This is a genomic window from Solwaraspora sp. WMMA2056 (genome assembly GCF_030345095.1).
Taxonomy (GTDB): domain Bacteria; phylum Actinomycetota; class Actinomycetes; order Mycobacteriales; family Micromonosporaceae; genus Micromonospora_E.
Map to the genome: position 1 here is coordinate 1,177,553 of NZ_CP128360.1, position 21,360 is coordinate 1,198,912.

Annotated in this window: 21 protein-coding genes; 4 read left to right on the top strand and 17 right to left on the bottom strand. The window is 73.3% G+C overall.

Going from position 1 to position 21,360, the window contains the following annotated elements:
• Nucleotides 1-29 precede the first annotated feature (29 nt).
• The 4 genes from O7608_RS05505 to O7608_RS05520 form a co-directional block, all read right to left on the bottom strand.
• The gene (locus tag O7608_RS05505) at nucleotides 30-1,367 is read right to left on the bottom strand and encodes a sensor histidine kinase (protein ID WP_289208935.1); all 1,338 of its coding nucleotides are present in this window, start codon (nucleotides 1,365-1,367) and stop codon (nucleotides 30-32) included.
• Nucleotides 1,367-2,038 (bottom strand): response regulator transcription factor, encoded by a 672-nt coding sequence (locus O7608_RS05510; RefSeq protein ID WP_289208936.1) that lies wholly within the window; start codon nucleotides 2,036-2,038, stop codon nucleotides 1,367-1,369. Before O7608_RS05510 ends, O7608_RS05505 begins: the two co-directional genes overlap by 1 nt.
• Before the next feature lie 66 nt (nucleotides 2,039-2,104).
• Nucleotides 2,105-3,556: a cytochrome P450 gene (locus O7608_RS05515; RefSeq protein ID WP_289208937.1), complete on the bottom strand. Its 1,452-nt coding sequence runs from the start codon at nucleotides 3,554-3,556 to the stop codon at nucleotides 2,105-2,107.
• A complete protein-coding gene (locus O7608_RS05520) occupies nucleotides 3,553-4,635 on the bottom strand; it encodes an alpha-hydroxy acid oxidase (RefSeq protein WP_289208938.1) in 1,083 nt (360 codons plus the stop codon). The genes O7608_RS05515 and O7608_RS05520 overlap by 4 nt, the downstream gene beginning before the upstream one ends.
• Nucleotides 4,636-4,904: 269 nt before the next feature.
• Here O7608_RS05520 and O7608_RS05525 point away from each other — a divergent pair, with 269 nt between their 5' ends.
• Complete coding sequence (locus O7608_RS05525; protein WP_289208939.1) at nucleotides 4,905-6,464, top strand: class I adenylate-forming enzyme family protein; 1,560 nt, start codon at nucleotides 4,905-4,907, stop codon at nucleotides 6,462-6,464.
• Here the strand turns inward: O7608_RS05525 and O7608_RS05530 are convergent.
• From O7608_RS05530 to O7608_RS05585, 12 genes are read right to left on the bottom strand one after another with little or no spacing between them, the layout of a single operon-like run.
• Entirely contained in the window at nucleotides 6,452-7,669 is a 1,218-nt protein-coding gene (locus tag O7608_RS05530; RefSeq protein WP_289208940.1) for a LysM peptidoglycan-binding domain-containing protein, read from the bottom strand. The two genes, O7608_RS05525 and O7608_RS05530, sit on opposite strands and share 13 nt — an antisense overlap.
• Before the next feature lie 30 nt (nucleotides 7,670-7,699).
• The gene (locus O7608_RS05535; protein ID WP_289208941.1) at nucleotides 7,700-8,131 is read right to left on the bottom strand and encodes a pilus assembly protein TadG-related protein; all 432 of its coding nucleotides are present in this window, start codon (nucleotides 8,129-8,131) and stop codon (nucleotides 7,700-7,702) included.
• Nucleotides 8,128-8,613, bottom strand: a complete 486-nt coding sequence (locus O7608_RS05540) for a TadE/TadG family type IV pilus assembly protein (RefSeq protein WP_289210791.1) — start codon at nucleotides 8,611-8,613, stop codon at nucleotides 8,128-8,130. Before O7608_RS05540 ends, O7608_RS05535 begins: the two co-directional genes overlap by 4 nt.
• Nucleotides 8,614-8,622: 9 nt before the next feature.
• On the bottom strand, nucleotides 8,623-9,039 hold the full coding sequence (locus tag O7608_RS05545) for a TadE/TadG family type IV pilus assembly protein (protein ID WP_289210792.1): 417 nt from the start codon (nucleotides 9,037-9,039) through the stop codon (nucleotides 8,623-8,625).
• Between the two features lie 56 nt (nucleotides 9,040-9,095).
• The gene (locus O7608_RS05550) at nucleotides 9,096-9,356 is read right to left on the bottom strand and encodes a hypothetical protein (RefSeq protein WP_289208942.1); all 261 of its coding nucleotides are present in this window, start codon (nucleotides 9,354-9,356) and stop codon (nucleotides 9,096-9,098) included.
• Between the two features lie 40 nt (nucleotides 9,357-9,396).
• Nucleotides 9,397-10,266, bottom strand: a complete 870-nt coding sequence (locus O7608_RS05555; RefSeq protein WP_289210793.1) for a type II secretion system F family protein — start codon at nucleotides 10,264-10,266, stop codon at nucleotides 9,397-9,399.
• Between the two features lie 14 nt (nucleotides 10,267-10,280).
• Nucleotides 10,281-11,189 (bottom strand): type II secretion system F family protein, encoded by a 909-nt coding sequence (locus O7608_RS05560; protein WP_289208943.1) that lies wholly within the window; start codon nucleotides 11,187-11,189, stop codon nucleotides 10,281-10,283.
• Complete coding sequence (locus O7608_RS05565) at nucleotides 11,186-13,168, bottom strand: TadA family conjugal transfer-associated ATPase (protein ID WP_353850500.1); 1,983 nt, start codon at nucleotides 13,166-13,168, stop codon at nucleotides 11,186-11,188. Before O7608_RS05565 ends, O7608_RS05560 begins: the two co-directional genes overlap by 4 nt.
• On the bottom strand, nucleotides 13,158-13,958 hold the full coding sequence (locus tag O7608_RS05570; RefSeq protein ID WP_289208944.1) for a CpaE/TadZ family protein: 801 nt from the start codon (nucleotides 13,956-13,958) through the stop codon (nucleotides 13,158-13,160). The genes O7608_RS05565 and O7608_RS05570 overlap by 11 nt, the downstream gene beginning before the upstream one ends.
• A gap of 3 nt (nucleotides 13,959-13,961) precedes the next feature.
• Nucleotides 13,962-14,612 carry an SAF domain-containing protein gene (locus tag O7608_RS05575; protein ID WP_289208945.1) on the bottom strand — a complete coding sequence of 217 codons (651 nt, stop codon included), beginning with the start codon at nucleotides 14,610-14,612 and terminating at the stop codon, nucleotides 13,962-13,964.
• Nucleotides 14,609-15,601 carry a hypothetical protein gene (locus O7608_RS05580; protein WP_289208946.1) on the bottom strand — a complete coding sequence of 331 codons (993 nt, stop codon included), beginning with the start codon at nucleotides 15,599-15,601 and terminating at the stop codon, nucleotides 14,609-14,611. The genes O7608_RS05575 and O7608_RS05580 overlap by 4 nt, the downstream gene beginning before the upstream one ends.
• On the bottom strand, nucleotides 15,595-16,056 hold the full coding sequence (locus O7608_RS05585) for a hypothetical protein (RefSeq protein WP_421361428.1): 462 nt from the start codon (nucleotides 16,054-16,056) through the stop codon (nucleotides 15,595-15,597). The genes O7608_RS05580 and O7608_RS05585 overlap by 7 nt, the downstream gene beginning before the upstream one ends.
• Before the next feature lie 666 nt (nucleotides 16,057-16,722).
• On the opposite strand from O7608_RS05585, the gene O7608_RS05590 reads away from it, so the two are divergent.
• Both O7608_RS05590 and O7608_RS05595 read left to right on the top strand, forming a co-directional pair.
• Nucleotides 16,723-17,454 (top strand): prepilin peptidase, encoded by a 732-nt coding sequence (locus O7608_RS05590; RefSeq protein ID WP_289208948.1) that lies wholly within the window; start codon nucleotides 16,723-16,725, stop codon nucleotides 17,452-17,454.
• Nucleotides 17,451-17,960 (top strand): class I SAM-dependent methyltransferase, encoded by a 510-nt coding sequence (locus O7608_RS05595; protein WP_289208949.1) that lies wholly within the window; start codon nucleotides 17,451-17,453, stop codon nucleotides 17,958-17,960. Before O7608_RS05590 ends, O7608_RS05595 begins: the two co-directional genes overlap by 4 nt.
• Nucleotides 17,961-18,023: 63 nt before the next feature.
• Here O7608_RS05595 and O7608_RS05600 read toward each other — a convergent pair whose 3' ends face one another.
• A complete protein-coding gene (locus O7608_RS05600) occupies nucleotides 18,024-19,535 on the bottom strand; it encodes a COG1361 family protein (protein ID WP_289208950.1) in 1,512 nt (503 codons plus the stop codon).
• A 423-nt stretch (nucleotides 19,536-19,958) separates the two neighbouring features.
• Between O7608_RS05600 and O7608_RS05605 the strand changes: the two genes are divergently transcribed.
• The gene (locus tag O7608_RS05605; RefSeq protein ID WP_289210794.1) at nucleotides 19,959-21,353 is read left to right on the top strand and encodes a nitronate monooxygenase; all 1,395 of its coding nucleotides are present in this window, start codon (nucleotides 19,959-19,961) and stop codon (nucleotides 21,351-21,353) included.
• The last annotated feature ends 7 nt before the right edge of the window (nucleotides 21,354-21,360 follow it).

Consider the following 21,360-nt stretch of genomic DNA (forward strand, 5'->3'; position numbering starts at 1 on the left):
CAAGCCCCTGAAGAGCAGGGACGCCCCGGTCAGGGTCGGGACCGCCAGGCGCGGCCGAGGGTCACGCCGCCGGTCAGGAACCGGCCGGCGGTCGACGCCGGGCGGGTCACGTGTCCGCCGGCAACCGGAAGCCGTACGGTGAACCGCGCGCCGGCCCCCGGATGGCCGGTCGCCTCGATGGTGCCGCGATGCGCGGTCACCACCTCGCGCAGCAGCGCCAGGCCGAGGCCGGTGTGCCGGCGGTCCGACCCGGGACCTCGATGGAACCGGTCGAAGATGCGTTCGTCGGGGTCGAAGCCCTCGCCGGTGTCGGCGACGGTCAACTCGACGGTGTCGCCGGCGGCGGACCGGCGTACGTCGACGTCGATCCGGCCGCCGGGGCGGGAGTGGCGCAACGCGTTGGTCAGCAGCTCGGAGACCACCCGGCGCAGTGCCGACGGAACCCCGGTAACCGGTAGCGGGCCGTCGGCGGCGGTCAGGGCGATGACGACGCCGAACTCCTGCGCCCGGTCGGTCTCGGCGTCGACCGCGCCCTCGACGACGGCGGCCAGGTCCACCGGGGCGTCGGCGACCCGGTCGGGGGCGGCGGCGAGCCGGGCGGAGAGCAGCAGGTCGTCGACGACCTCACCGAGCTGTCGGGTGGTGCCGACCAGCCGTTCCAGGTCGGCGGCGTAGCCGGTCGGCAGCGTACCGTTGCGGGCCCGACGGGCGAGCAGTTGCGCGCGGGTGTGCACCTGTGCGATCGGTGTCCGGAGTTCGTGGCTGGCGTCGGCGATGAAGCGCCGCTGGCGCGTCAGCGCGTCGGCCAGCGGCGCGACGGTGAGCCAGCCGACGACGAGCCCGCTGATCAGCGCGGCGATCAGCCCGATCGCCTCGGTGACGGTCAGCGCCAGCAGCAGCTGCCGGCGGTCGGCGAGGTGGTAGCGGGCGTCGAAGACCGCCTGTACGGTGTCGTCGCCCTTGGGCTGGGTCAGGACATGGTAGACGGTGCCGTTGCGTTCGATCGTGGTCGACTGCGCGACTCCGGTGGCGGCGACGGCCTCCATGGCGGTGTGCAGCGGGAACCCGGCGGGGACGGGCGGCGACGGTACGCCGCTGCGCAGGTGGTCGCCGCTGCGCAGGAACATCCAGGTGCAACCCGGTGGCCCGGCCGGGTCGACCCGGCTGGCGGCGTACCGCAGCTCACGGTCGATCTGCTTCTCCTGGCCGTGGACGAGCATGCCGTACGCGATGCCACCGACCAGGGTGACCAGCGCGGTGACCGCGAGGCCGACCAGGACGCCGACCCGCAGCCTGGCCCGCGCGAGGACGGTACGTTCGGCGGCTGCCCAGGAGGTGCCGTACGGTTCGGCCGACGATCGTGACATCAGAGTTCCCCGATCCGGTAGCCGAGTCCGTGCACGGTCCGGATCACCGACCGGCCGAGCTTGCGGCGCAGATAGTAGACGTACGTGTCGACGATGGACGTAGCGTGGGCATCGTCGAAGACCTGCCGGCGCAGCCCCGACCGGGAGTGCACCCGGGTCGGTGCCGTGGCGATCACCCGGAGCAGTTCGAACTCCCGCAGCGACAGCGCGACCCGGGAGCCGTCCGGCAGGACGGCGTCGCGCAGCCCGAGGTCGAGCCAGCCGGCGCCGATCCGTACCGTCTCGGCGGTGTGGACGCTGCGCCGGCACAGTGCCCGCAGCCGGGCCGCCAACTCGTCCAGTTCGAACGGTTTCACCAGGTAGTCGTCGGCGCCCGCGTCGAGCCCGGCGACCCGGTCGTCGACCGCGCCGAGCGCGGTCAGGATCAGCGCCCGGGCTCCGACCGCGCGGGAGCGCAGCCGGGCGAGCAGGTTCAGCCCGTCGATCGCCGGCAGCATCCGGTCGATGACCATGACGTCGTACGGTCGGGTCAACCCCAGATGCAGTCCCTGTTGCCCGTCGCGGGCGGTGTCGACCCGGTAGCCTTCGTCGGCGAGCATCTCGGTCAGCAGACCGGCGAGCTCGGCGTCGTCCTCGATGAGGAGCAGGCGGTGTGCCGGTGGCGACGTCACGCTTGCCGTCATCACCCGCCGAGAATCGCACACAGGGCACGGTTGCCCATAGGGTCTAATCGATTTCTAGGGACTTCGGTGGGGCAGGGTGGACGGTTCGGCCCGGTCGAAGTGGTTGGCGCACAACCGCAGTCGGCGCGCGTGCAGCACCATCACGGTGCCGAGCACCAGCTGGACCAGGCTGCGCCACACGTCGGCCCACCGGTCCCCGGTGCGCATCGACCACAGTCGCAGCCGGCCCGGTGCCGCGCCGGCGGCGACAACAGCGGCGTCGGCTGGCGGCCCGGCCACTGCGTCGGCCGGTGGCCCGGCCGGGACCAGGTAGCACGGGCCCCGGCTCGGCAACGACCGGTCGTGGCGCACCGAGGAGACCAACGCGTACCGGCGCAGCACCTCGCGGGCCACCGCGCGCATCATCACCGGTGCGACGCCGCGCGCCGGACAGGCCCGGTTCGCGGTGACGCCGAACGGCAGGAAGTGCGCCTCCCGCCGGGACAGCCGCAGCCACCGGTCGGGGTCGAAGTCCTCGTCTGCCGCCGGCCCGGTCCGCTGGTAGGCGAGATAGTTGAACAGCAGCACCGAGCCGGTCGGCAGCGTGACGTCGGGGGTCACCTCGATCGGCGCCGAGGTGATCCGGTGCGCCACCCCGAACAGCGGATGCACCCGCATCGTCTCGTCGATGACCCGGTCCAGCAGCCGGTCGGCGTCGGCCGCCGGCCCGTCCAGCGCCCGGCGGAGCGCGAGCTGCGTCGGCGGATGCTGGGCGATGGCCAGCAGCAGATGCGCCATCGCCTCGGACATCTGCACCACGGCCGTGTTGAAGAACGCACCCTGCAGCCACCAGGCGGTCTCCTGCGCGGTGAACGGTTCCGGCAGGACCACCGGGGAGGTGCCCGCGTCGACACGGGCCCGCAGGTAGCGGGTCAACCGGTCCCGTCGGTCCATGTGCCGCAACCCGCAGCACTTCAACGCGGTCACCACGTCGTCGGCGTTCGCCACGATCAACGCCCGGGCGTCCGGCGGGCACGGCTCGCCGAAGACCAGCTCGTAGTAGGCCTCGGCCCAGATCGGCATCGTCAGGTCCCGCAGCCGGACCCGGCTGACCCGGTCGGCCGGTAGCCGGTCCAACTGCCGGCGGGCGGCTTCGGCGGCCAGCTCCGTCGACCGGTCGTGTGACACCGCCAGCACCCGCCGGGTGGCCCGGGCCACCGTCCGGTACCGCTCACCCGGCTCGAGATGCTCCTGATGCATGTGCGGCCCCGGTGCCAGCCAGTACCAGAACAGGTCGGACAGCCCGGCACCCCGACTGCGCCCGTCCGCCGCCGGGTTCGCGTACACCTTCTCGAAGTGTTCCGCGCCGACCAGTGGGCCGGGCACCGGGATCCCCTCGGTACCGTTGACCCGGGCGAAGACCCACTGGCGCAGCCAGATCACCGCCGGCGGCAGCCACCGGGGCAGCGTCCAGAGCGCGGCCGCCGCCGCGACGGCCAGCAGCACCGGTACGGCGAGCCCGGTCACCGCCGTACCGCCGGTCTGATCAGGTCCGGGGTGACGTCGGCCGGCCGGGCGACCCCGGCCAGCGCCATCGCCCGGTCCAGGTCCGACCGCAGCAGCTCCAACACCTGTCGTACGCCGGTCTCGCCGTCGGCGGCCAGACCCCAGAGCGCCGGGCGGCCGACGCCGACGGCGGTCGCGCCCAGCGCCAGTGCGGTGAGGACGTCGGTGCCCCGGCGCACCCCGCCGTCGAGCAGCACCGGAAGGCGGCCGGCGACCGCGTCGACGACGGCGGGCAGCGTGTCGAGACTGGCCGGTACGCCGTCGAGCTGCCGTCCGCCGTGGTTGGACACCAGGATCGCGTCGACGCCGTGGTCGACGGCCAGCACCGCGTCGGCGGGATGCAGGATGCCCTTGAGTACGACAGGCAGTCGGGTGATGCCGCGCAGCCACTCGATCCGCTGCCAGTCCAGGCTGGCGTCCATCGTGATCGGCCGGATCTCGCCGGTCTCCGGGTCGCGCATGTTCTCGCAGCGCAGCCCGTCCGGCAGGTCCAGGAAGCCGTGCCGCAGGTCCCGTTCGCGGCGGCCGAACACCGGCGAGTCGACGGTGACCACCAGGGCGGCGCAGCCGGCCGCCTCCGCACGGCGGATCACCGACTCGGTGAACGCCAGGTCCGGCTGCGGGTAGAGCTGAAACCACAGCGTCGTCGACGCGGCGGCGGCCGCGATCGCCTCCACCGGGGTGGTCGCGGCCATGCTCACCACCATGATCGTGCCGGCGGCGGCAGTCGCGCGGGCACAGCCCACCTCACCGTCGGGGTGAGCCAGCCGGTGGAAGGCCGTCGGAGAGACCAGGACCGGCATCGACATCGTCGCGCCGAACAGCGTCGTCCGCAGGTCCCGTGCTCCGATACCGCGCAGCACCCGGGGCAGCACCCGGTAGGAGTCGAAGGCGGCCTCGTTGTCCCGTACCGTCCGTTCGTCGCCGGCCCCGCCCGCGAAGAAGTCGTCGTGGGCCGGGTCGAGCCGGCGCCGCGCCGCCGCCCGCAGGTCGGCCAGGTTCACCGGTGCGGCGGGGACGGCCACCAGGTGCCCGTTCATCCGCGCCCGGCCCGCGGCGACGAACGGCCACCCCGCACCCGGCCGCGTATCGCCGCAGTCACTCCGATGTGCACTGCGGCAGCCACGCGCCGTAGGTTGGCCGGGTGCAAGGGGCCGGTCGGGTCGATGACACCGAGCCTGGTGGCCGTATGACGGGTCACCTCGCTGACCGTATCGACGGATTCTCAGAACGCTCTCAGTACGGCTGCCCGCCCGCCGGACAGAACGGTCTGAGGAATCTCTGATTCCGTACCGCTAGGGTCGCCGCCATGGCCCCCGACCGTCACCCGCAGGCGATCCTGGACCTGCTCGCCGCCGCCGCCGACCGACCGGTGTTCGAACACGGCCAGCGTGTCGTCACCGGGGCCGAACTGCTCGACGCCGTCGGGCGGATCGCGACCGGCCTGCGTAGCGCCGGGATCGGACCGGGCGACGGGGTGGCGATCTCGCTCGGTGTCGACCCGGTGGCGTTCGCCGCGATGATCGCCGCCCAGGTGGTCGGTGCCCGGGTCGCCGGTGTCCGGACCGGACTGACCCCGGGGCAGTTGCGGCACGTCCTCACCGGTGGCGCCAGTGCCCCGGCCAACCGGGCGGTGGTGGTCGACCGGTCGACGGCGACCGACAGCCTGCGGGCCGCCGCCGACGGCCTCGACCTGCTCGCCGTCGGCCCGGTGGACGGGGTCACCGATCTGCTCGCGGCGGCGGCCTCGTCGAACGCGCTGGACTGCGCGGGCCGGCCGGACGACATCGGGCGGATCACCTACACCAGCGGCAGTACCGGCGAGCCGAAGGGCTGCATGGAGACCTACGCCGGGCTCGGCGCGGCCTGGGCGCCGTACCCGGACCGGTGGCCGTCGGTCGTCCGGGACCTCGCCGCCCAGCTGGACCGGTTCCTGGTCTTCGGCTCGCTGAGCAGCCTGGTGATGATGGAGTACACCACGCTGGCCCTGGCCGCCGGCGGCACCGCCGTGGTGGCCGAACCGACGGGCGGCCCGGAACCGTTCCTGCCGCACGCGATCGCCCGACTGCGGGCCACCGCCAGCGTGACCGCCGTACCCCGACTGCATCAGCTGGTCACCGGCCAGCTCACCGACCCGGTCGACCTGAGCACGTTGCGGGCCCTGATGGTTTCCGGCTCGCCACTGGAGCCCGGCCGGCTGGCGCAGGCCCAGGCGGTGCTGGGGCCGGTGGTCTACCACGGGTACGGCCAGACAGAGACCGGTCTGATCACCCTGATGACGCCGGCCGAGACCGCCGCCGTGCCGGCCAGGCTGGCCAGCGTGGGCCGGCCACCCGAGGTGGTGCGGACGCAGATCCGGGACAGCGCCGGCAACCCGGTGCCGACCGGCGAGGTGGGCGAACTGTTCGTCCGTACCCCGTCGCAGGCGGTCGGCTACCTGGCCGACCCGGCCGAGACGGCGGCCGTGTTCGTCGACGGCTGGGTACGCACCCGCGACCTCGCCCGCTTCGACGACGACGGCTACCTGTACCTGCTCGGCCGCACCCGGGACGTGATCATCGTCAACGCCGACATCCGCTACGCCGGCCCGATCGAACGGGTCCTGGCCAGCGATCCCGCCGTCGCCGAGGCGTACGTCGTGGGACGGCCCGACGAGCAGACCGGGGAGGCCGTGCACGCCTTCGTCGTACCCACCACCGCCGAGCGGCCGGACCCGACGGCGCTCGCCGAACTGGTCGCCGACCAGCTCGGCGAGGGCAGCCGGCCGCGCACGGTGACCTTCATCGACGCGGTGCCGGTCGGTCCGAGCGGCAAACCGGACAAGCGGCAGCTGCGTGTGCCCGGTGCCAGCCCGGTTCAGTCGCGGTAGCGGCGGTGCCGGCCGGAGTCGGTCGGTGCCCCGGCGGTCCGCCGCTTGAGCCCCAGTACGGTGCCGATCTGCGCGCCGACGATGCTCGCCGCAGTGATCACTGCGGCGACGGCGAGCGGTCGGTTGAGGTTCTGCTGCGGCCCGGACGACCCGGCGGAGACCCCGCCGCCGAGGTTGCCGGCGGCCCCGTCGTCGCCGATCGGCCAGGCCGGCCGCTGCGTCGGCGCGGTGCCGGCGTCGGACGGTACGTCGACGGTCGGCGGCGGAGTCGTCGGCTGCCCGGCGGGCGGCTGCTGCGCCGCCGGGGGTTGCGGTGCCGCCGGGGGTTGCGGTGCCGCCGGGGGTTGCGGTGCCGGCTGCTCCGCCGCCGGTGGTGTGGGGGACTCCGGGGCCAGCACGGTGCCGTTGGCGTGTGGCCGTACCCCGGTGTCCGTCGCGTCGGCCGGCAACCGCAGCAGCTGGCCGGCCCGGATCCGGTCCGGGTCGTCGATCTCGTTGAGCGCGGCCAGTTGCCGGTAGTCGCCGAACTCACCCAGGTAGCGGTCGGCGATGTGGCCCAGGTAGTCGCCCTTGGCGACCCGGTACACCGGGTCGGTGGCGTCAGCGTCGGTGCCGGGCCGATCTGGTGTGGACGCCGTTGCGGTGGCGAGCGTGTGCAGCGCGGCGGGCGAGACCAGCGGCCCGGCCTGGCCGGCACCGGCCAGCTGGTGCGGGGTCGCCCGGCCGGCAGCGGCCGGCGCGTCGGTTGGCGCCGCACCGAACCCGGTGCTCGCCGCCACCACCGTCGTCGCCTCGACCGTCCCCGGTGCGGCGAACGCCGCCGCCGGGCTGGCCACCAGGATCAGCGAGATCGACCCGATCAGTGCGGCCGCGACCCGCTGCTGCCGGTTCAGTCCGGGCAGCCGGGGTGCCGGCCGGCGCAGTAGCCGCGCCGGCACCTCCACCAGTACGGAGACCAGGAACGTCGCCCAACCCAGCCAGCCGACGACGGCCAACGCCCGCAGGAACAACTGGCCGTCGTCGCGGCTGGTCAGGGCGGCACCGATGGCGGCGGCCGACGGCACCTCGTCGGGCAGCGGGTTGCCGGCGAACGCGAGCAACGCGACCGGTGCCCCGGCGAGCAGGATCAACAGGACGATCAGGGCGCCCAGGCCGGTGACGACCTGCCCGAGCCGCCGGGCGGGGGTGACGCGCGTCGTGCTCATGTCCGCTCCTATCGAGGGGTTCGCGGCCTGCTAGGGCTCCGTCCGTAGCAGGGCGGTGGCCTGCCCGGTGACCGGGATGGCCGACGGGAAGCCGAAGAGGCTGAGCATGGTGGTTTCGTAGGACATGTCGACGGTCACCGTCAGCTGCTGCTGATCGGGGGCGACGGTGACGGTGTGCCCGGTGACCAGCGGCAGGTCGTCGAGGTAGGCGTCGACCGCTGCTGTCGCCGCCACCACGTCGAGGACCGCGCCGTCGCCGCCGACGGCGAGCCCGATGTCGATCTGCTGCCCACCGGTACGGGCGGCCTCGGCCGCCAGGTTGTCGGCCCGATGCTGGGTGCGGTACTTGCCGGCGGCGTCCACGGTGATCCCGATGACGGTGGCCACCGCCATGAACGCCACGGCCAGGAAGACACTGACCCGACCGGCGTCGACGGCGGCCCGGCCGCCCGCCGGCTTCACTGCCGCCCCCGGAACCGGTCCAACGGGGACCGGAACTCGGCGCTGAGCAGCCGGTCGTCCGGCACCCAGGGCAGCCCGAGGTCGTCGAAGCGCACCGCGCAGGTGATCCGGACGTGGATCAGTGCGGTGGCGGCACCGGGCGGGCTGTCGAACGCCGCCGTGAGGGTGTCCACCCCGTCGTGCTGGAAGTTCGGGACCGGTTCGTCGGCGCAGGCGATCCCGGCCCAGTCCAGCCGCTGCTGTACGGCGTGCGCGGCGTGGGTCTGCGCCTCGGCCTTCGTCCGGGAGATGGAGGCGGCGCGGGCGGCGTCGTGGGCCGCCGCGTCGAGGGCGTTGCGGGCCACCACGGTCCGCCCACTCACCCAGGCGACGACGATGAGCAGCAGGAACACCGGGGTCAGGATCGCGACCTCCACCGAGATCGACCCGCGCTGCGCCGCACCCGCCGCGTCGGTGCCGCGCCGCGCCGCCTGTCGTCGCATGGTCACCCCCTACTGCTCGAACCGTTCGATCTCGCCGGTGGCGGTCTCGCTCACGGTGAAGGTCACGCCGGGCACCAGGGACAACGCCGTACCGCTGACGGTGTAGGAGACGTAGCGTCCGGAGGAGTCGACCACGGGCTCGGGCAACGGGTCGGGGTCGAGCCAGTCGCCGGCACCGGCCAGGAACGCCGCCGCCCGCTGCGCGCCGACCCCGGTGTCGGCGTTGCCGCTGCCCAGCACGTCGTAGCCGCGTTCGGCGCTGACCGCCTGCTGGGCGGCGGTCAGCGCCACCGTCCGGGCCAGGAACAGGGACGCGACCTGGATCGAGGCGAACAGCAGCACGAGGATTCCGGGCAGCAGGATCGCCAACTCGACCGGGGCGGCCCCCCGGTCCGGGCAGGCGCGTCCGCCGGGCCGGGCCACCACCGGGTCAGCGGTGGCCCGGCCCGTGCGTCGGTCGGGCGGGCGCGGCACGGTACGGCTCAGCCGCCGGTGCCGTCGCCGCCGTTGCCGCCGGGGATGTTGTTGGGGTCGGGCAGGTCGTTGCTCGGGTCCGGGTTGGCGTTCATGAAGTCGAAGGCCAGGTTGGAGGCCCAGGCGAGGACGGCGATGGCGACCAGCGCCAGGCCGACGATGATCACGGCGGTCGGCACCGGGCTGTCGCCCCGGTCGCGTTCGGTGGCGTCGCGCAACTCGGCGAGGCGTTGCGCCACCACTACCTGAAGGCGGGTCAGTACCTGCATGTCGGGTCCTTTCGGGAGGGGCTGGCGGGGGATACCGCGGTCAGATGCGGGCCAGAAAGGGATAGAGGACGAATCCGATGAGGACGAAGACCAGGAAGGCGCCCGGGATGTCGAGCCGACCGGTGACCGCTTCGGCCCGGGCCAGGTTGTCGGTCCTGATCTGGTCGCGCAACGAGTCGGCGCGGCTGCGCAACGTCTCGTGCACCTGGGCACCTTCGGTGCCGGACGACTGCATGATCGATCCGACGTCGCCGAGCTCCGGTACGCCGATCTGGTCGGACAGGTCCCGCAGCTCGTCCCAGGGCGAGTGCATCTGCAGCTGGGCCAGCCGCAGCGCCTCCCGGATCCGCTCGAACACCCATCCGTCGCACACCTTCGCCGCCCGTTCCAGGGCCTGGACCGGCCCGTGCGCGGCGGCCATCTGCAGGGCGACGAGGTCCAGGTAGGTGCAGACCGCCCGGCTGAACTCCCGTCGTGCCTGCGCGGCCCGGCTCAGCACGTCCTGGTGGGCCAGCACGGCGGCACCGACGGCCAGCGCCAGCCCGGCGATCACCGGTACGGCGACCGGCAGGTCGATGCCGACGACCCCGAGGGCCATGGTGAGCACGGTCGGGGCGGCCAGCCCGATCAGCGCCGACAACAGCAGGGAGAGGGCGTACTGCTCCGGGGTGCGCCCGAGCAGGGCGAGTTCCTTGTGTGGCGGCCGTAGCCAGCGGACCACCCCGGTCAGCCAGGCCAGGTCGCCGTCGGCGGCGACCGCCCGGGGCCTTTCCTGGGCCTGGTGCAGCCGGCGCAGCGCGGGGCCGAGCGCCGGCGTCGCCGGGCTGGTCTCCCGGACCAGCAGAAACACGCCGAACCCGACCAGTGCGCCACCGGCGACCGCGATGGTCGTCTGCCAGTTGAGGAGCAGCTGCCAGTCGAAGGTCACCGCAGCACCTCCTCCGGTTCGGGCGCGGCGAGGAACCGGGCCGGGCGGGGCGGGATGCTCATCTGCCGCACCCAGACCAGCAGGGCGACGAACAGGCCACCGAGCGCGGTCATCACCAGCTGTCCGGTGGGAGTGCCGTACGGGGCCATGTAGGCCGGGTTGACCAGCCCGTACCCGAGGACGACCAGGGTCATCACGGTCAGGAACCGTACGGCGAACCGGGGCTGGGTCCGTTTGGCCTCCACCTCGCGGCGGGTGGCGACCTCGGCGGCGGCGGCGTTGGCGATCGACCCGAGAACGTCGCCGAGGCGTTCACCCCGGTCGGTGAGGTGCAGGATCAGCGCCGCGACGACCTGGTCGCAGACCGGGTCACCGATCTCGTCGGCGAACGCCAGCAGCGCGCTGCGGCCCAGCCAGCCGGCCTGCAGCCGGGCGGCGAGGTCCCGTACCTCGGAATTGATCTCGGCCGGCGCGGTCGCGACGGTCCCGATGATCGCCTGCTGCAGCCCCTGGCCGGTGCCGGAGACGTCCTTGAGCCGGCGGGTCCACTCGCCGACGGCTTCGATCCGGGCGATCGCCCGGCGTTCGGCCTTGCCGACGCTGAACAGCCACGGCGCGCCCGGCACCGCGACCGCGACCAGCAGGCCGGCGATCGGCAGCCCGGTGATCAGGAAGGCGAGGACGCCGGCCAGGCCGGCGGCGATCAGCAGCGCCTGGTGCTGGCGTTGTTCGCGTTGGCCGGCCCCGGAGCCCTGCCAGATCCGCGCGACCAGCCGGCCGGTGCGCGACGGCGGGCCGGGTGGCCGGCTGGTGCCGATCACCGCGACGATGGTGAGGACCAGCCCGCCGACGCAGGCCGCGCCGGCGATGACCGCGATCACCTCGATGTTGGCGGGCAGGTTCATCGGCCACCCCGCAGCACGCTGTGCCGGGGCCGCCGCCAGCCACCCACCCCGGCTTCGATGTAGCGGGTCAGGCCGCGTACGTCGTAGCCGACCCGCATCAGCTGTTCGCGGATCCGTTCCGGCAGGTGCCGGGGGATGGCCCGGCCGTCCGGTCCGGGACCGAAGACGGTGGTGGTGGCGATCCGGCCCCCCTCGCCGACGCCGATGACCTCCTCGACGTGCGAGACGAACCGGTGCTTGCGCCCGCCGATGCCGGTCTCGTCCTCGACGGTGACGTAGACGATCAGGTCGAGGGCGTTGCCGGCCATCCGTCGGGCCTGGTCGACGGTCATTTCCCGGCCGTGTGACAGGGCCAACTCGACGATCCGTTCGCCGACCCCGGACGGGGTGCGGGCGTGGATGGTGCACATCGAACCCCGGCTGGTGGTCATCGCCTGCAGCATCGGGACGATTTCCCGGGAGCGGACCTCGCCGACGATGATCCGCAGTACGCCCATCCGCAGCGAGACCGGGATCAGATCGGCGATGCTGACCTCGCCGGCGGGTCGGCCGTCGAGTCCCCGTTCGCCGTGGCCTTCGCGGGCCTCGAAACTCATCACCGCGCGGTGCCGTTCGGTGCGTTTCGCCGGCAGCAGCTCCCGGCTCTCCTCCAGCAGCACGTACGGCTCGTTGGCCGGGATCTCGTTCATCAACGCCCGGATGACGGTGGTCTTGCCGGCCCCGGCGAGCCCGGCGACCATGATGTTCAGCCCGGCCCGCATCGACGCCCGCAGGAAGTCGCGGACCAGCACGTCGATCATCTCGTCGAGGTCGGCCCGGCCGCCGGCCACGTCGTCGAGGCTGATGTCGAGGGTGTTGTGTTTGCGGATCACCGCGTACGGCCGGTGGCTGACCAGGTAGACGGCGGCGAGCCGGCTGCCGTCGGGCAGTTGCAGGTCCAGGGTGGGTTTCGAGGTGGACAGCGACCGTTCGGTGGCGCCGGCCCGGCGGGCGGCGGCCTGCAGGATCTCGACGAGTTCGTCGTCGCTGTCGGCGATCGGATCGTGCCAGTCGACCTGCCCGTCGCGGCGGGTGATCCGGACCTGGTCGCAGCCGAGGATGTGGACCTCCTCGATGGTGTCGTCGACCAGCAGGGTCTGCAGCCGGCCGAGGCCGACGAGTTCGGCGGTGACCTGGTCGAGCAGGACCCGTTCCTCGTGGGCGGTGAGCGGGGTGCCGGCCCGACGGACCTGGTCGGCGTACTCGGCGACGACGGCGATCGCGATCCGGGCCCGCTCGACGTCCTCCTCGTCGATGGTGAATTCGCGGCCGCGCTGCCAGCGGGTCAGCCGGGTGCTGAGCTCGCGGCGCAGTTCGCGCACGAGCGCGAAGTCGGTGCGGGGCCGGGGCGGGGCGGCGGCGGTCGGGGTGCGGACACCGCCGCCGGTCTGCGGGGCGCGGGCACCGCCGCTGGCCGGCGGGTGGTGGCCGTTGGTCGGCGGCGCGGTCGGCCGGCCGGGTGGTGCGCCGCCGGGTCGGCTACCCGGCCGGGTCGGCCCGGCGGTACGCGGTACGGGTACCGCCGGCACGCCCGGTACCGCTGGGGTGCCCGGTGCCGCTGGGGTGCCCGGCACTGCGGGGGTGCCCGGCACCGTCGGGGCGGTGAGCGCCGCCGCGATCGGGGTCGACAGGCCGGGCGGAGCCGGTGGACCGGGCGGGGCGAGCAGCGGCCAGTTGCGCCGGCCGGCGTACGTCGTCGGCACCTGGTCCGGCCCGGTCTCGCCGGGGATGCCGTTGGGGCCCAGCGGCGGCGTGATCGAGGTGACCGGGTCCGGCCGGCCGGACCACGGTCGCGCGGGCTGGTCGGTCCCGACCGGCTGATCGGGCCAGGTCGGCTCATCTGGCTGCGCGGTCTGGTCTGGCTGTGCGGGCTGGTCGGGTCGGGCCGGCTGCTGGACCGGGTGGTCGCGGGGGTCGCTGGACACTGGTTCAAACCGCATGCGGGACCCCTTCCAGCGCGGGCCAGCGCAGCCGCGCCTGCCGGCGTTCGATCAGCGACCGGACCGGGACCTCCAGCGCCCCGGCGGCGCGCAGCAGCGGCCGGTTGAGCTTGACGGTGCCGCCGTGGCTGAGCACTTCGGCGGTCCGGGGGTCGGCCGGCAGCCGGGCGATCACCGGCAGCTGCAGGGCCTTGCTGATCTCGGCACGGCTGTGCCCGTCACCGACCAGCAGCAGCCGCAGCGATCCGGGCGGCACCCGGTGTTCGGCGAAGTCCCGCTCGATCGTGGCGACCGCCGAGCGGGCGCTGGACAGGTCGGGCAGGTGGGCGGCGGCGACCACCAGGACGATCGTCGCCGCCCGCAGGATCGGCCACGGTGGGTTGGCGACGTACAGCCGACCACAGTCGACGATCACATCGTACGGTGGTCGACCCTGCTCAAGGCCGACGAAGAAGTCCGCGAAGCGTTGCCACAGCGGGGTGACGCTGCCGATCTGCGCGGGGTCGACGACCCCGGGCAGCAGCAGCCGCTCCCGCCGGGGCGCGTCCAGGTCGACCAGCTGGCTCCAGAACGCCTCCTCCAGGTTGCCGTCGCGTAGCTCGCTGACGGCGAGTTCGCCGATGCCGCGGGGGCCGGCCAACGCGCCACCCAGGTAGCCGGCCATCAGCGTCCCGCCGGCCGGGTCGCACTCGGCGAGCACCACCCGGTGGTGCCAGGAGAGGGTGCAGGCCAGCGCGCTGGTGGTCACCCCGGGAGACCCCTTGGCCGAGACGAGGGCGACGATGGCCATCCGTCAGGCCGCCGGGGTCAGCACGACCGCGACCCGGTTCTCGGCGGCGAGCACCACCACGGCTGGTACGTCCCGGGCGGCCAGCGCCAGGTAGGCGATCACCCCGCCCCGGTCGTCGGCGGCCACGTCGATCACGGTCGCGTCGAACCGGGTGACCGCGGCATCGCCGGCGTTGCGCCCCGGGGTGCCGACGAGCAGCAGTTTGTCGCCCGGGTTCAGCCGCCGGGCCGGCACCTGCTCGGCGCGTAGCCCGAGGGCGATCTGCTGCTGGTCGGGCCCGATCATCGGTTCGTTGGTCAGCTGCGCCGGGGTGAGCAGGCTGCCCGGCACCAGGGCCACCGCCGCCCGCAGGCCGATCACCTGGTCGAGCTGGCTGGCTGGCACCGGCTTGATCGCCTGCCCGCCGGCCACCTGCACGGTCACCAGGTCGTCGGCGCTCAGCACGGTGCCGACCGGCACGTCGCGGGCGATCGCCAGGTAGGAGCCGGTGGCCCGGACCGAGGTGACCGCGAACGCCGAACCGAGCCCGCCGAGGGCGATCAGCAGGACCGCCAGGCCGAGCAGGCCGGGCCGCATCCGCCGCTGCCGGACGATCTTCGGCGGGGTGACCGGGGCGTCGGTGCCGGTGCCGGTATGGGTCGTCGCCACGGTCATTCGCGCACCACCTGAAGCTCGTCGATCTCGATGGTGACCGGAACCGACTCGAAGTCGAGGGTGGCGAAGGTGCCCTGCGGCTCACCGTTGATCGTCCAGGTCACGTTCCAGGTGACGGTCGCGGTGACCGCGTACTGTCCGGGGGCCCGGTAGCCCGGCAGGTATCCGCAGCTGGGATCGAGCGGGTCGTCGACGCCCGGCTGGTAGGCGTCGAAAAGGTCACCGGGGGCGCATTCGACGCTGTCGCCGTTGCCCATGTCGATGGTGACTCCGCTGACCTCGGCGCGGACGACGACGCTGACGTCCCGGTCGCGTTCGGACTCATCGAGCGGCCCCCAGGCGGCCTCGGTGCGCTCGGACCAGACCCAGACCGGCAGGCCGACCAGGCCCGGTGCCTGGTCGGGGTCGGGCGCGGTGTGCAGCGCCGGCCGTTCGAAGTCGATCCGGGCGTACGCGCGGCGGCGCAGCTCGGCTGGGTCCGGCGGAGCCTCGTACCCAGGCGGCGGGTTCTCGAGCCATTCCGGTTCGAGGGAGACCTGCCCGGCTACGCAACTGATCTGATACGCCGTCCAACCCTCCCGGCCGCCGGGCGGCTGGGGTTCGGCGGCCTTGTAGTAGCACTCGTCCTCGCGGTTGAACCAGCCGACGATGTCGTCGTAGCAGGGCAACTCGACGCCGTCGCGGTAGCAGGGGCCGGCCCCGCCGCCGTCGCCACCACCGCCGTCGCCACCGCCGGAGTCGCCGCCACCACCGCCGTCGCCACCGCCGGAGTCGCCGCCACCGCCGTCGTCGCCGGGCCCCTCGCTCCAGCCGTCGCAGTGTGCCTGGGTGATCGTGCACTGGCTGCCGGACTGGGCGGCGACCGGCGCGGCGGCGACCAGCACGGCGGCGCCGGCCAGCACGGCGACTCCGGCGACTGCCGTGAGCAGGGTGCCGACGGCCCGGCCGGCGAGCCGGCCCGGCTGCTTCGGGTCGGCGGCGGTCAGCATGGCTGGTCCGGGTGGGCGACGCCGCTGCTGATCAGCCAGCGACCGTCGTCGTAGCGGGTCGCGGTGGCGGTGGCCAGGTAGCGGCCGACCTCGGTGCCGGGGACGACCTTGTCGGTGTCGTCGGCGTAGACCATCCGGTAATTCTTGGCGTCGAGGCAGTCCTGGATCACCACCGTCACCGGCACCGAATCAAGATTGACTTCGGTCACCGTCGGGTCGGAGATGAGTGAGCCGGTACGCATGGCTCCACGCTCCTTTGCGTCTCGAATGCCCAGCCGGACCTGCGTCAGGAGAGGATCCGCCAGATACTTCTTCAAATCGGGGTGATGCGGGTCTGCCTCGTGTTCGGCGTCCTCGGCGACGGCGAGGTACCCCTCGTACGCGGCGAGAGCGGCGTCGGCCGCCTGCGCGGCGGCCGGGTCGTCGGTGGCGGCGGGTGCGGTCAGCGGCGGCAGCGCGGCGGTCGGTTCGGTGGCGCACGCGGTGAGGCCGACAGCCGCGAGCGCCGACGCGACGAGCGTCGCTGCTGCCCAGCGTGGCGCGGTGAGCCCCACGGTCCGTCCTCCTCGTGCCTGCCGGGCCGGACGTCGCGGCGTACGGTGACCGACACTATTACCAACGTCGATGTTCCGGGGTGCGGTCGCACTCCCCGCTGGAATGTGCCTCCGGTTGCCTCCGGCTGCGCGCTCACCTCCGCCAACGACACAATTCAGCCGGTGGAGTCCGATGTTTCCCGGCAGTAGTGCATCGCTCAAGGGGGGAGCATAGGCTGACGCTCGCGACAGCAACAGGGGCAATTCAGAACAACACTCAGAGTCACGATCTTTGGGTTCGGTGGCGATGGAAGGAGGAGTGCCGTCCGTCTATTCCTGTTCATCTCCCGGAGCCGGGGGTGGTCGCGCTGTCAAGCGATGACAACTGATCGAAAACGGCCATCGGCGTTAGCGAATTGCCGGCAACGTTCGCGTTCTGTCCGATTTGGAAGTCGCCGTCGATGGGGTGGAGTCTCGGTCCGGCGGTCGGTGGTGCTGGATGGCGCGAGTGGTTCGGCCCGGCGCGTCGGGTCCGGTGCCACGCAGAGTCAGCGATCATGAAACTACTGAGAGTGAGGTGTTGGTCGGATGCTTCGACCCGGTCTGGTCGGCGTACCGGTGATCACCCCGGTGCTGCGGTGGGCCGTCGCCGCCCACGCGGTCCCGGCCGGTGAACCCTGGCGTACCGGCTGCCCACGGTGCCGGGCCCCGATCGGACCGCGCCGGTCGCCCCGGACGCTGTCCGCCCTGGCCCGCTGCGACGGCTGCGGTACGCGGATCGGTGCGCCCCCGTTCGCCGTCGAAGCCGTCGGGCTCGTCGTCGGGCTCGCGGTCCTCGCCGCCGGCACGCCCTGGCCGGTCACCATCGCACTGCTCTGGTGGGCCGCCTGGATGGTCCCGCTGGTCTTCGTCGACCTCGCCGTGCACCGGCTGCCCGACCGGCTCACCTACCCGGCGGCGGCCGGCACCTGGGCGCTGCTCGGCCTCGCCGCACTGGTCACCGGCCGGCCCGACGCCGGGCTGCGCGCCGTCGCCGCCGGTGCGGCCGTCGCCCTGCTGTTCGCCGCCACCACGGTGATCTTCGGTGCCCGGGGCTTCGGCCTCGGCGACGCCAAGCTGGCGTTGAGCATCGGCGCGGTGCTCGGCTGGTTCGGCTGGCCGACCGTCCTGGCCGGACTGCTCGTCGCCTTCGTCGGCTCCGGCGCGGTCGCGGTGGGGCTGCTGCTGCTCGGCCGGATCCGCTGGTCGCAGCAGTTGCCGTTCGGGCCGTTCCTGGTGGCGGGCACCGTCGCCGCGCTGACCCTGGTGGGACAGCAATGATCACCATGGACACCGTCGGGCTGTGGGCGGAACGGCTGATCGTCGGCAACAGCCGCCCCTGGCTGTGCCGTCGGGCGACCGGCCGGACCCTGGAGATCGCCGTCGGCACCGGCCGCAACGTCTCGTTCTACCCATCCGACGTCGAGTTGGTGGCCATCGACGTCGACCCCGGCATGCTCGACGTCACCCGGCGTCGGGCCGCCGCCGCCGGCCGGCGGGTCGCCCTCGGGCAGGCCGACGCCGCCGCGCTGCCATACGCCGACGAGTCGTTCGACACTGTCGTCTGCACCCTGGCGCTCTGCTCGGTGTACGACCGGGCCGCCGTACTCGCCGAGATGCGCCGGGTGCTGCGACCCGGCGGCCGACTGCTCCTGCTCGACCACCGCGAACACCGGTGGCGGCACGCCCACCCGGCCGACCTGGCGCTGCGCGGCGGCTTCGTGGCCGAGGGACGCCGGCGGCTGTGGTTCGGCCTGATCGAGCGGCTGGCCGCCCGTCGGCCGTGACGAACGGCGGATGCCGCCGGGCCAACGGCCCGGCGGCATCCGTCAGTGCGCAGGTGCGTACGGTCAGTCGACGACCGTGACGATCCGACGACGGCGGAACATCAGCACCGCCACCGCGCCAGCGGCGACCAGGAGCGCTCCGGCGCCGGCCAGCAGCGCGGCCGGGGCACCCGTGACCGGCAGCCCGTCGCCGGCGCCGCCGCCACCGCCCGTGCCGAGGGTGATCTCCGCGACGTCGTTGCTGGTGTCCGGGTCCTGTACACCACCGTCGACGACGACCGTGCCGACGGCACCGGCCGCGCCGACGATCTTCACCTGGAATGCGAAGAGGTACGACTCACCCGCGACCGGGCTGTGCGTCGGGAAGCACAGGTAGACCAGGCCGACCGGCTTGCCCCGGTCGTCCCAGACCGGCTGGTCGTCCACGACCGGCGTGCAGCGCTCGTCGACGGTCACCGCCTCGACTCCGTCCGGCAGCGTGACCAGTGCCGACGGTGCCCACACCTCGTTCGGGGAGTTCAGCCTGGCGGGCCCGTCGTTGCGCATCCCCACCTCGATGTCGACCGTGTCGCCGACGCTGCCGTCCACCGTGGCACCGACCGCGACGGTGTCGGCGGGCTGCCTGGGGATGTCGACGAGGAAGTCGGTCCAGTTGTCGGAGTCGTTCAGGTCCCACAGCGGCTCCACCGAGGTGAGCCGCAACTGCTCCCCGGCCGCCTCGGCGGACCGGAACCCGAGCGCGGAGACCTGCTCGTCGCCGAGCGGGTGCACCACGACGTTGACGATCCGCTCTCCCGGGCCAGGTGCGTCGTCGGCGACCTTCACCCGCAGCGGGGTCTCCTCGTGCAGCGCGAAGACCTCCCCCGGGCCGACCTCACCGAGGATCTGGCAGGTCAGCTCCAGGAAGTTTGCGTCGTAGTCGCAGTTGTCGTACCGGTCCGGCAGCTCCAGGTCCAGCCCGACGCTGAGCACCACCTCGACCCCGGCGGCGGCCACCGTACCGACGTTCGCGGCCTCGACCGGCACGGCCATGCTCTGACCCGGCTCCAGCGTCACGTCGTCGATGGGGGCGACGACCAGGTCGACCCCGGGCCAGGCCAGCTGGACGTACCCCTCGGTCTGCTGGTCCTGCGGCATGTTCGCGGCGGAGGTGGTGACCTGGATCAGGCCCTGGTACTCGAGGACCTCGAGATCGCCGGGGAGGGCGTCGATGGTGTAGACGTGCGACGAGTCACCCGGCAGTTCGTCGAGAACGCAGGTGGCGACCTTCCCGGCGACCGTGCAGCCCTGGTCCGTGCCCGGCAGGTCGAGCTGGAACGCGTCCGACACCATCGAGGCGTCGATCGTCACGGACACGTCCACGGCCGTGGTGGGGACGCTGTTCTCAATGGTGACCTTGACCGGCTTCGGGATGGTCGCGTCCATCGCGATGTTGACCACGTACTCCATGTACGGCTGGGCCCAGGCGACGTCAGCCGGCTCGGTGGCCCGCGCCGGTGTGGCGATCGACAGGCCGGCGAGGCCGGCGGCGAGGCCGGCCGCGGCGATCCGCCGGAAAGGTGTCCTGATGTGCATGCGCTGTTTGTCTCCCCGCTGGACGATTCAACGAATGTCGCTTCGCACGGTCTATTCACGAAGGACAGCGCACGGTAGCCATGATCCATCCAGGACCGCAACTCCCCTGACGATTCGTCGCGGAGATCCGAAAGGCGCGCAACATAGGTCTTCGCCGGCATATGACGCAGACACTGGCTGCCCGCTGCCCGCTGCCCGCTGCCCGCTGCCCGTGGCCCGTGGCCCGCTGCCCGTGGCCCGGCCTGCCCGCGCGGCCCCGTGCTGCCCGCTCCCAGGACATACCGGCCAGCGGTAGAGGCGTTGTGCCCGACGACACCGGGCGGCGATCCCCTGGCCGGCCGGCGTCGCAGCGACCACGCTGAACGGGTGGCACACACTCCGACGCCGGCCGCGACGAGCCTGCCGGCGGTCATACAGGGTGGGATGGGCGTCGGCGTGTCGAGCTGGCGCCTGGCCCGCGCCGTCGCCCGGACCGGCCAGCTCGGCGTGGTCTCCGGCGTGGCCCTCGACGTACTGCTCGCCCGTCGCCTGCAGCGTGGCGACCCGGGCGGGCACGTCCGACGGGCACTCGCCCGGTTCCCGGTGCCCCGGATCGCGCAACAGGTGCAGGACCGGTACTTCGTACCGGACGGGGCGTCGCCGACGGCCGCGTACCGGCCGGTGCCCCGGCTCGGGCTGCGGACCGCCCGCCACGGTCAACTGCTGGCCGTCGTGGCGAACTTCGTCGAGGTGGATCTGGCCCGCGAGGGCCACGACGGTCCGGTCGGGGTGAACTATCTGGAGAAGATCCAGCTGGCGACCCCGGCGGCGGTGTACGGTGCCATGCTCGCCGGGGTGGACTACGTCCTGATGGGTGCCGGGCTGCCGACCGAGATCCCGCGCCTGCTGGACGGGCTCGCCGGACACCGTCCGGTACGGCTGACCGTGCCGGTGCACGGGGCCGTTCCCGGCGAGGAGCACCACGTCCGCTTTAACCCGGTGGAACTGCTCGGCGAGGCCGTCGGTGACCTGCGCCGCCCCCGGCTGCTGGCGATCGTCTCCTCCGCGACCCTGGCCGGGTACCTCGCCCGCGACGAGGTCACCCGCCCCGACGGCTTCGTCCTGGAGTCCCCGGTCGCCGGTGGCCACAGTGCCCGCCCACGCGGGCGGCTCACCGTCGACGACGACGGCGAACCGGTGTACGGCCCGCGCGACCAGCTCGACGTGCCGAAGGTGGCCGGTCTGGGGCTGCCGTTCTGGCTGGCCGGCGGGCAGACCGGCCCGCAGCGGTTGGCCGAGGCCCGCGCCGCCGGGGCCGCCGGCGTCCAGGTCGGTACGGCGTTCGCCCTGTGCCGCGAGTCCGGGCTGGACGAGGCGATCCGCCGACGCATGCTGCACGAGGCCGGTCAGGGCGCACTGGTGGTGCGCAACGACGTACGGGCCTCGCCGACCGGGTTTCCGTTCAAGATCGCCGCATTGCCGGACACCGTCGCCGACGAGCAGATCTACGCCGACCGGCCCCGCCTGTGCGACCTCGGCTACCTGCGGACCCCGTACCGCCGTGACGGTGGTGGTGTCGGGTACCGCTGCCCGGCGGAACCGGTCGACGAGTACGTGCGCAAGGGCGGGTCGGTCGAGGAGACCGTCGGCAGCCGCTGCCTGTGCAACGGCCTGGTCGCGGCGGTCGGCCTCGGCCAGCACCGGTCGGACGGCTACGCCGAGCCACCGCTGGTGACCCTCGGGCAGGACCTGGCCTTCCTGCGTCAGCTGACCCGCCACGGCGTCGACTATTCGGCGGCCGACGTCGTCGACCATCTGCTCGCCGCGGCACGGTCTTAACGGACTT

Bases quoted from the DNA above. Each gene is read 5' to 3' on its own strand.
- O7608_RS05505 (WP_289208935.1), bottom strand. From the start codon at position 1,367: ATGTCACGATCGTCGGCCGAACCGTACGGCACCTCCTGGGCAGCCGCC.
- O7608_RS05520 (WP_289208938.1), bottom strand. From the start codon at position 4,635: ATGAACGGGCACCTGGTGGCCGTCCCCGCCGCACCGGTGAACCTGGCC.
- O7608_RS05525 (WP_289208939.1), top strand. From the start codon at position 4,905: ATGGCCCCCGACCGTCACCCGCAGGCGATCCTGGACCTGCTCGCCGCC.
- O7608_RS05530 (WP_289208940.1), bottom strand. From the start codon at position 7,669: ATGAGCACGACGCGCGTCACCCCCGCCCGGCGGCTCGGGCAGGTCGTC.
- O7608_RS05540 (WP_289210791.1), bottom strand. From the start codon at position 8,613: ATGCGACGACAGGCGGCGCGGCGCGGCACCGACGCGGCGGGTGCGGCG.
- O7608_RS05550 (WP_289208942.1), bottom strand. From the start codon at position 9,356: ATGCAGGTACTGACCCGCCTTCAGGTAGTGGTGGCGCAACGCCTCGCC.
- O7608_RS05560 (WP_289208943.1), bottom strand. From the start codon at position 11,189: ATGAACCTGCCCGCCAACATCGAGGTGATCGCGGTCATCGCCGGCGCG.
- O7608_RS05565 (WP_353850500.1), bottom strand. From the start codon at position 13,168: ATGCGGTTTGAACCAGTGTCCAGCGACCCCCGCGACCACCCGGTCCAG.
- O7608_RS05570 (WP_289208944.1), bottom strand. From the start codon at position 13,958: ATGGCCATCGTCGCCCTCGTCTCGGCCAAGGGGTCTCCCGGGGTGACC.
- O7608_RS05575 (WP_289208945.1), bottom strand. From the start codon at position 14,612: ATGACCGTGGCGACGACCCATACCGGCACCGGCACCGACGCCCCGGTC.
- O7608_RS05580 (WP_289208946.1), bottom strand. From the start codon at position 15,601: ATGCTGACCGCCGCCGACCCGAAGCAGCCGGGCCGGCTCGCCGGCCGG.
- O7608_RS05590 (WP_289208948.1), top strand. From the start codon at position 16,723: ATGCTTCGACCCGGTCTGGTCGGCGTACCGGTGATCACCCCGGTGCTG.
- O7608_RS05595 (WP_289208949.1), top strand. From the start codon at position 17,451: ATGATCACCATGGACACCGTCGGGCTGTGGGCGGAACGGCTGATCGTC.
- O7608_RS05600 (WP_289208950.1), bottom strand. From the start codon at position 19,535: ATGCACATCAGGACACCTTTCCGGCGGATCGCCGCGGCCGGCCTCGCC.
- O7608_RS05605 (WP_289210794.1), top strand. From the start codon at position 19,959: ATGGGCGTCGGCGTGTCGAGCTGGCGCCTGGCCCGCGCCGTCGCCCGG.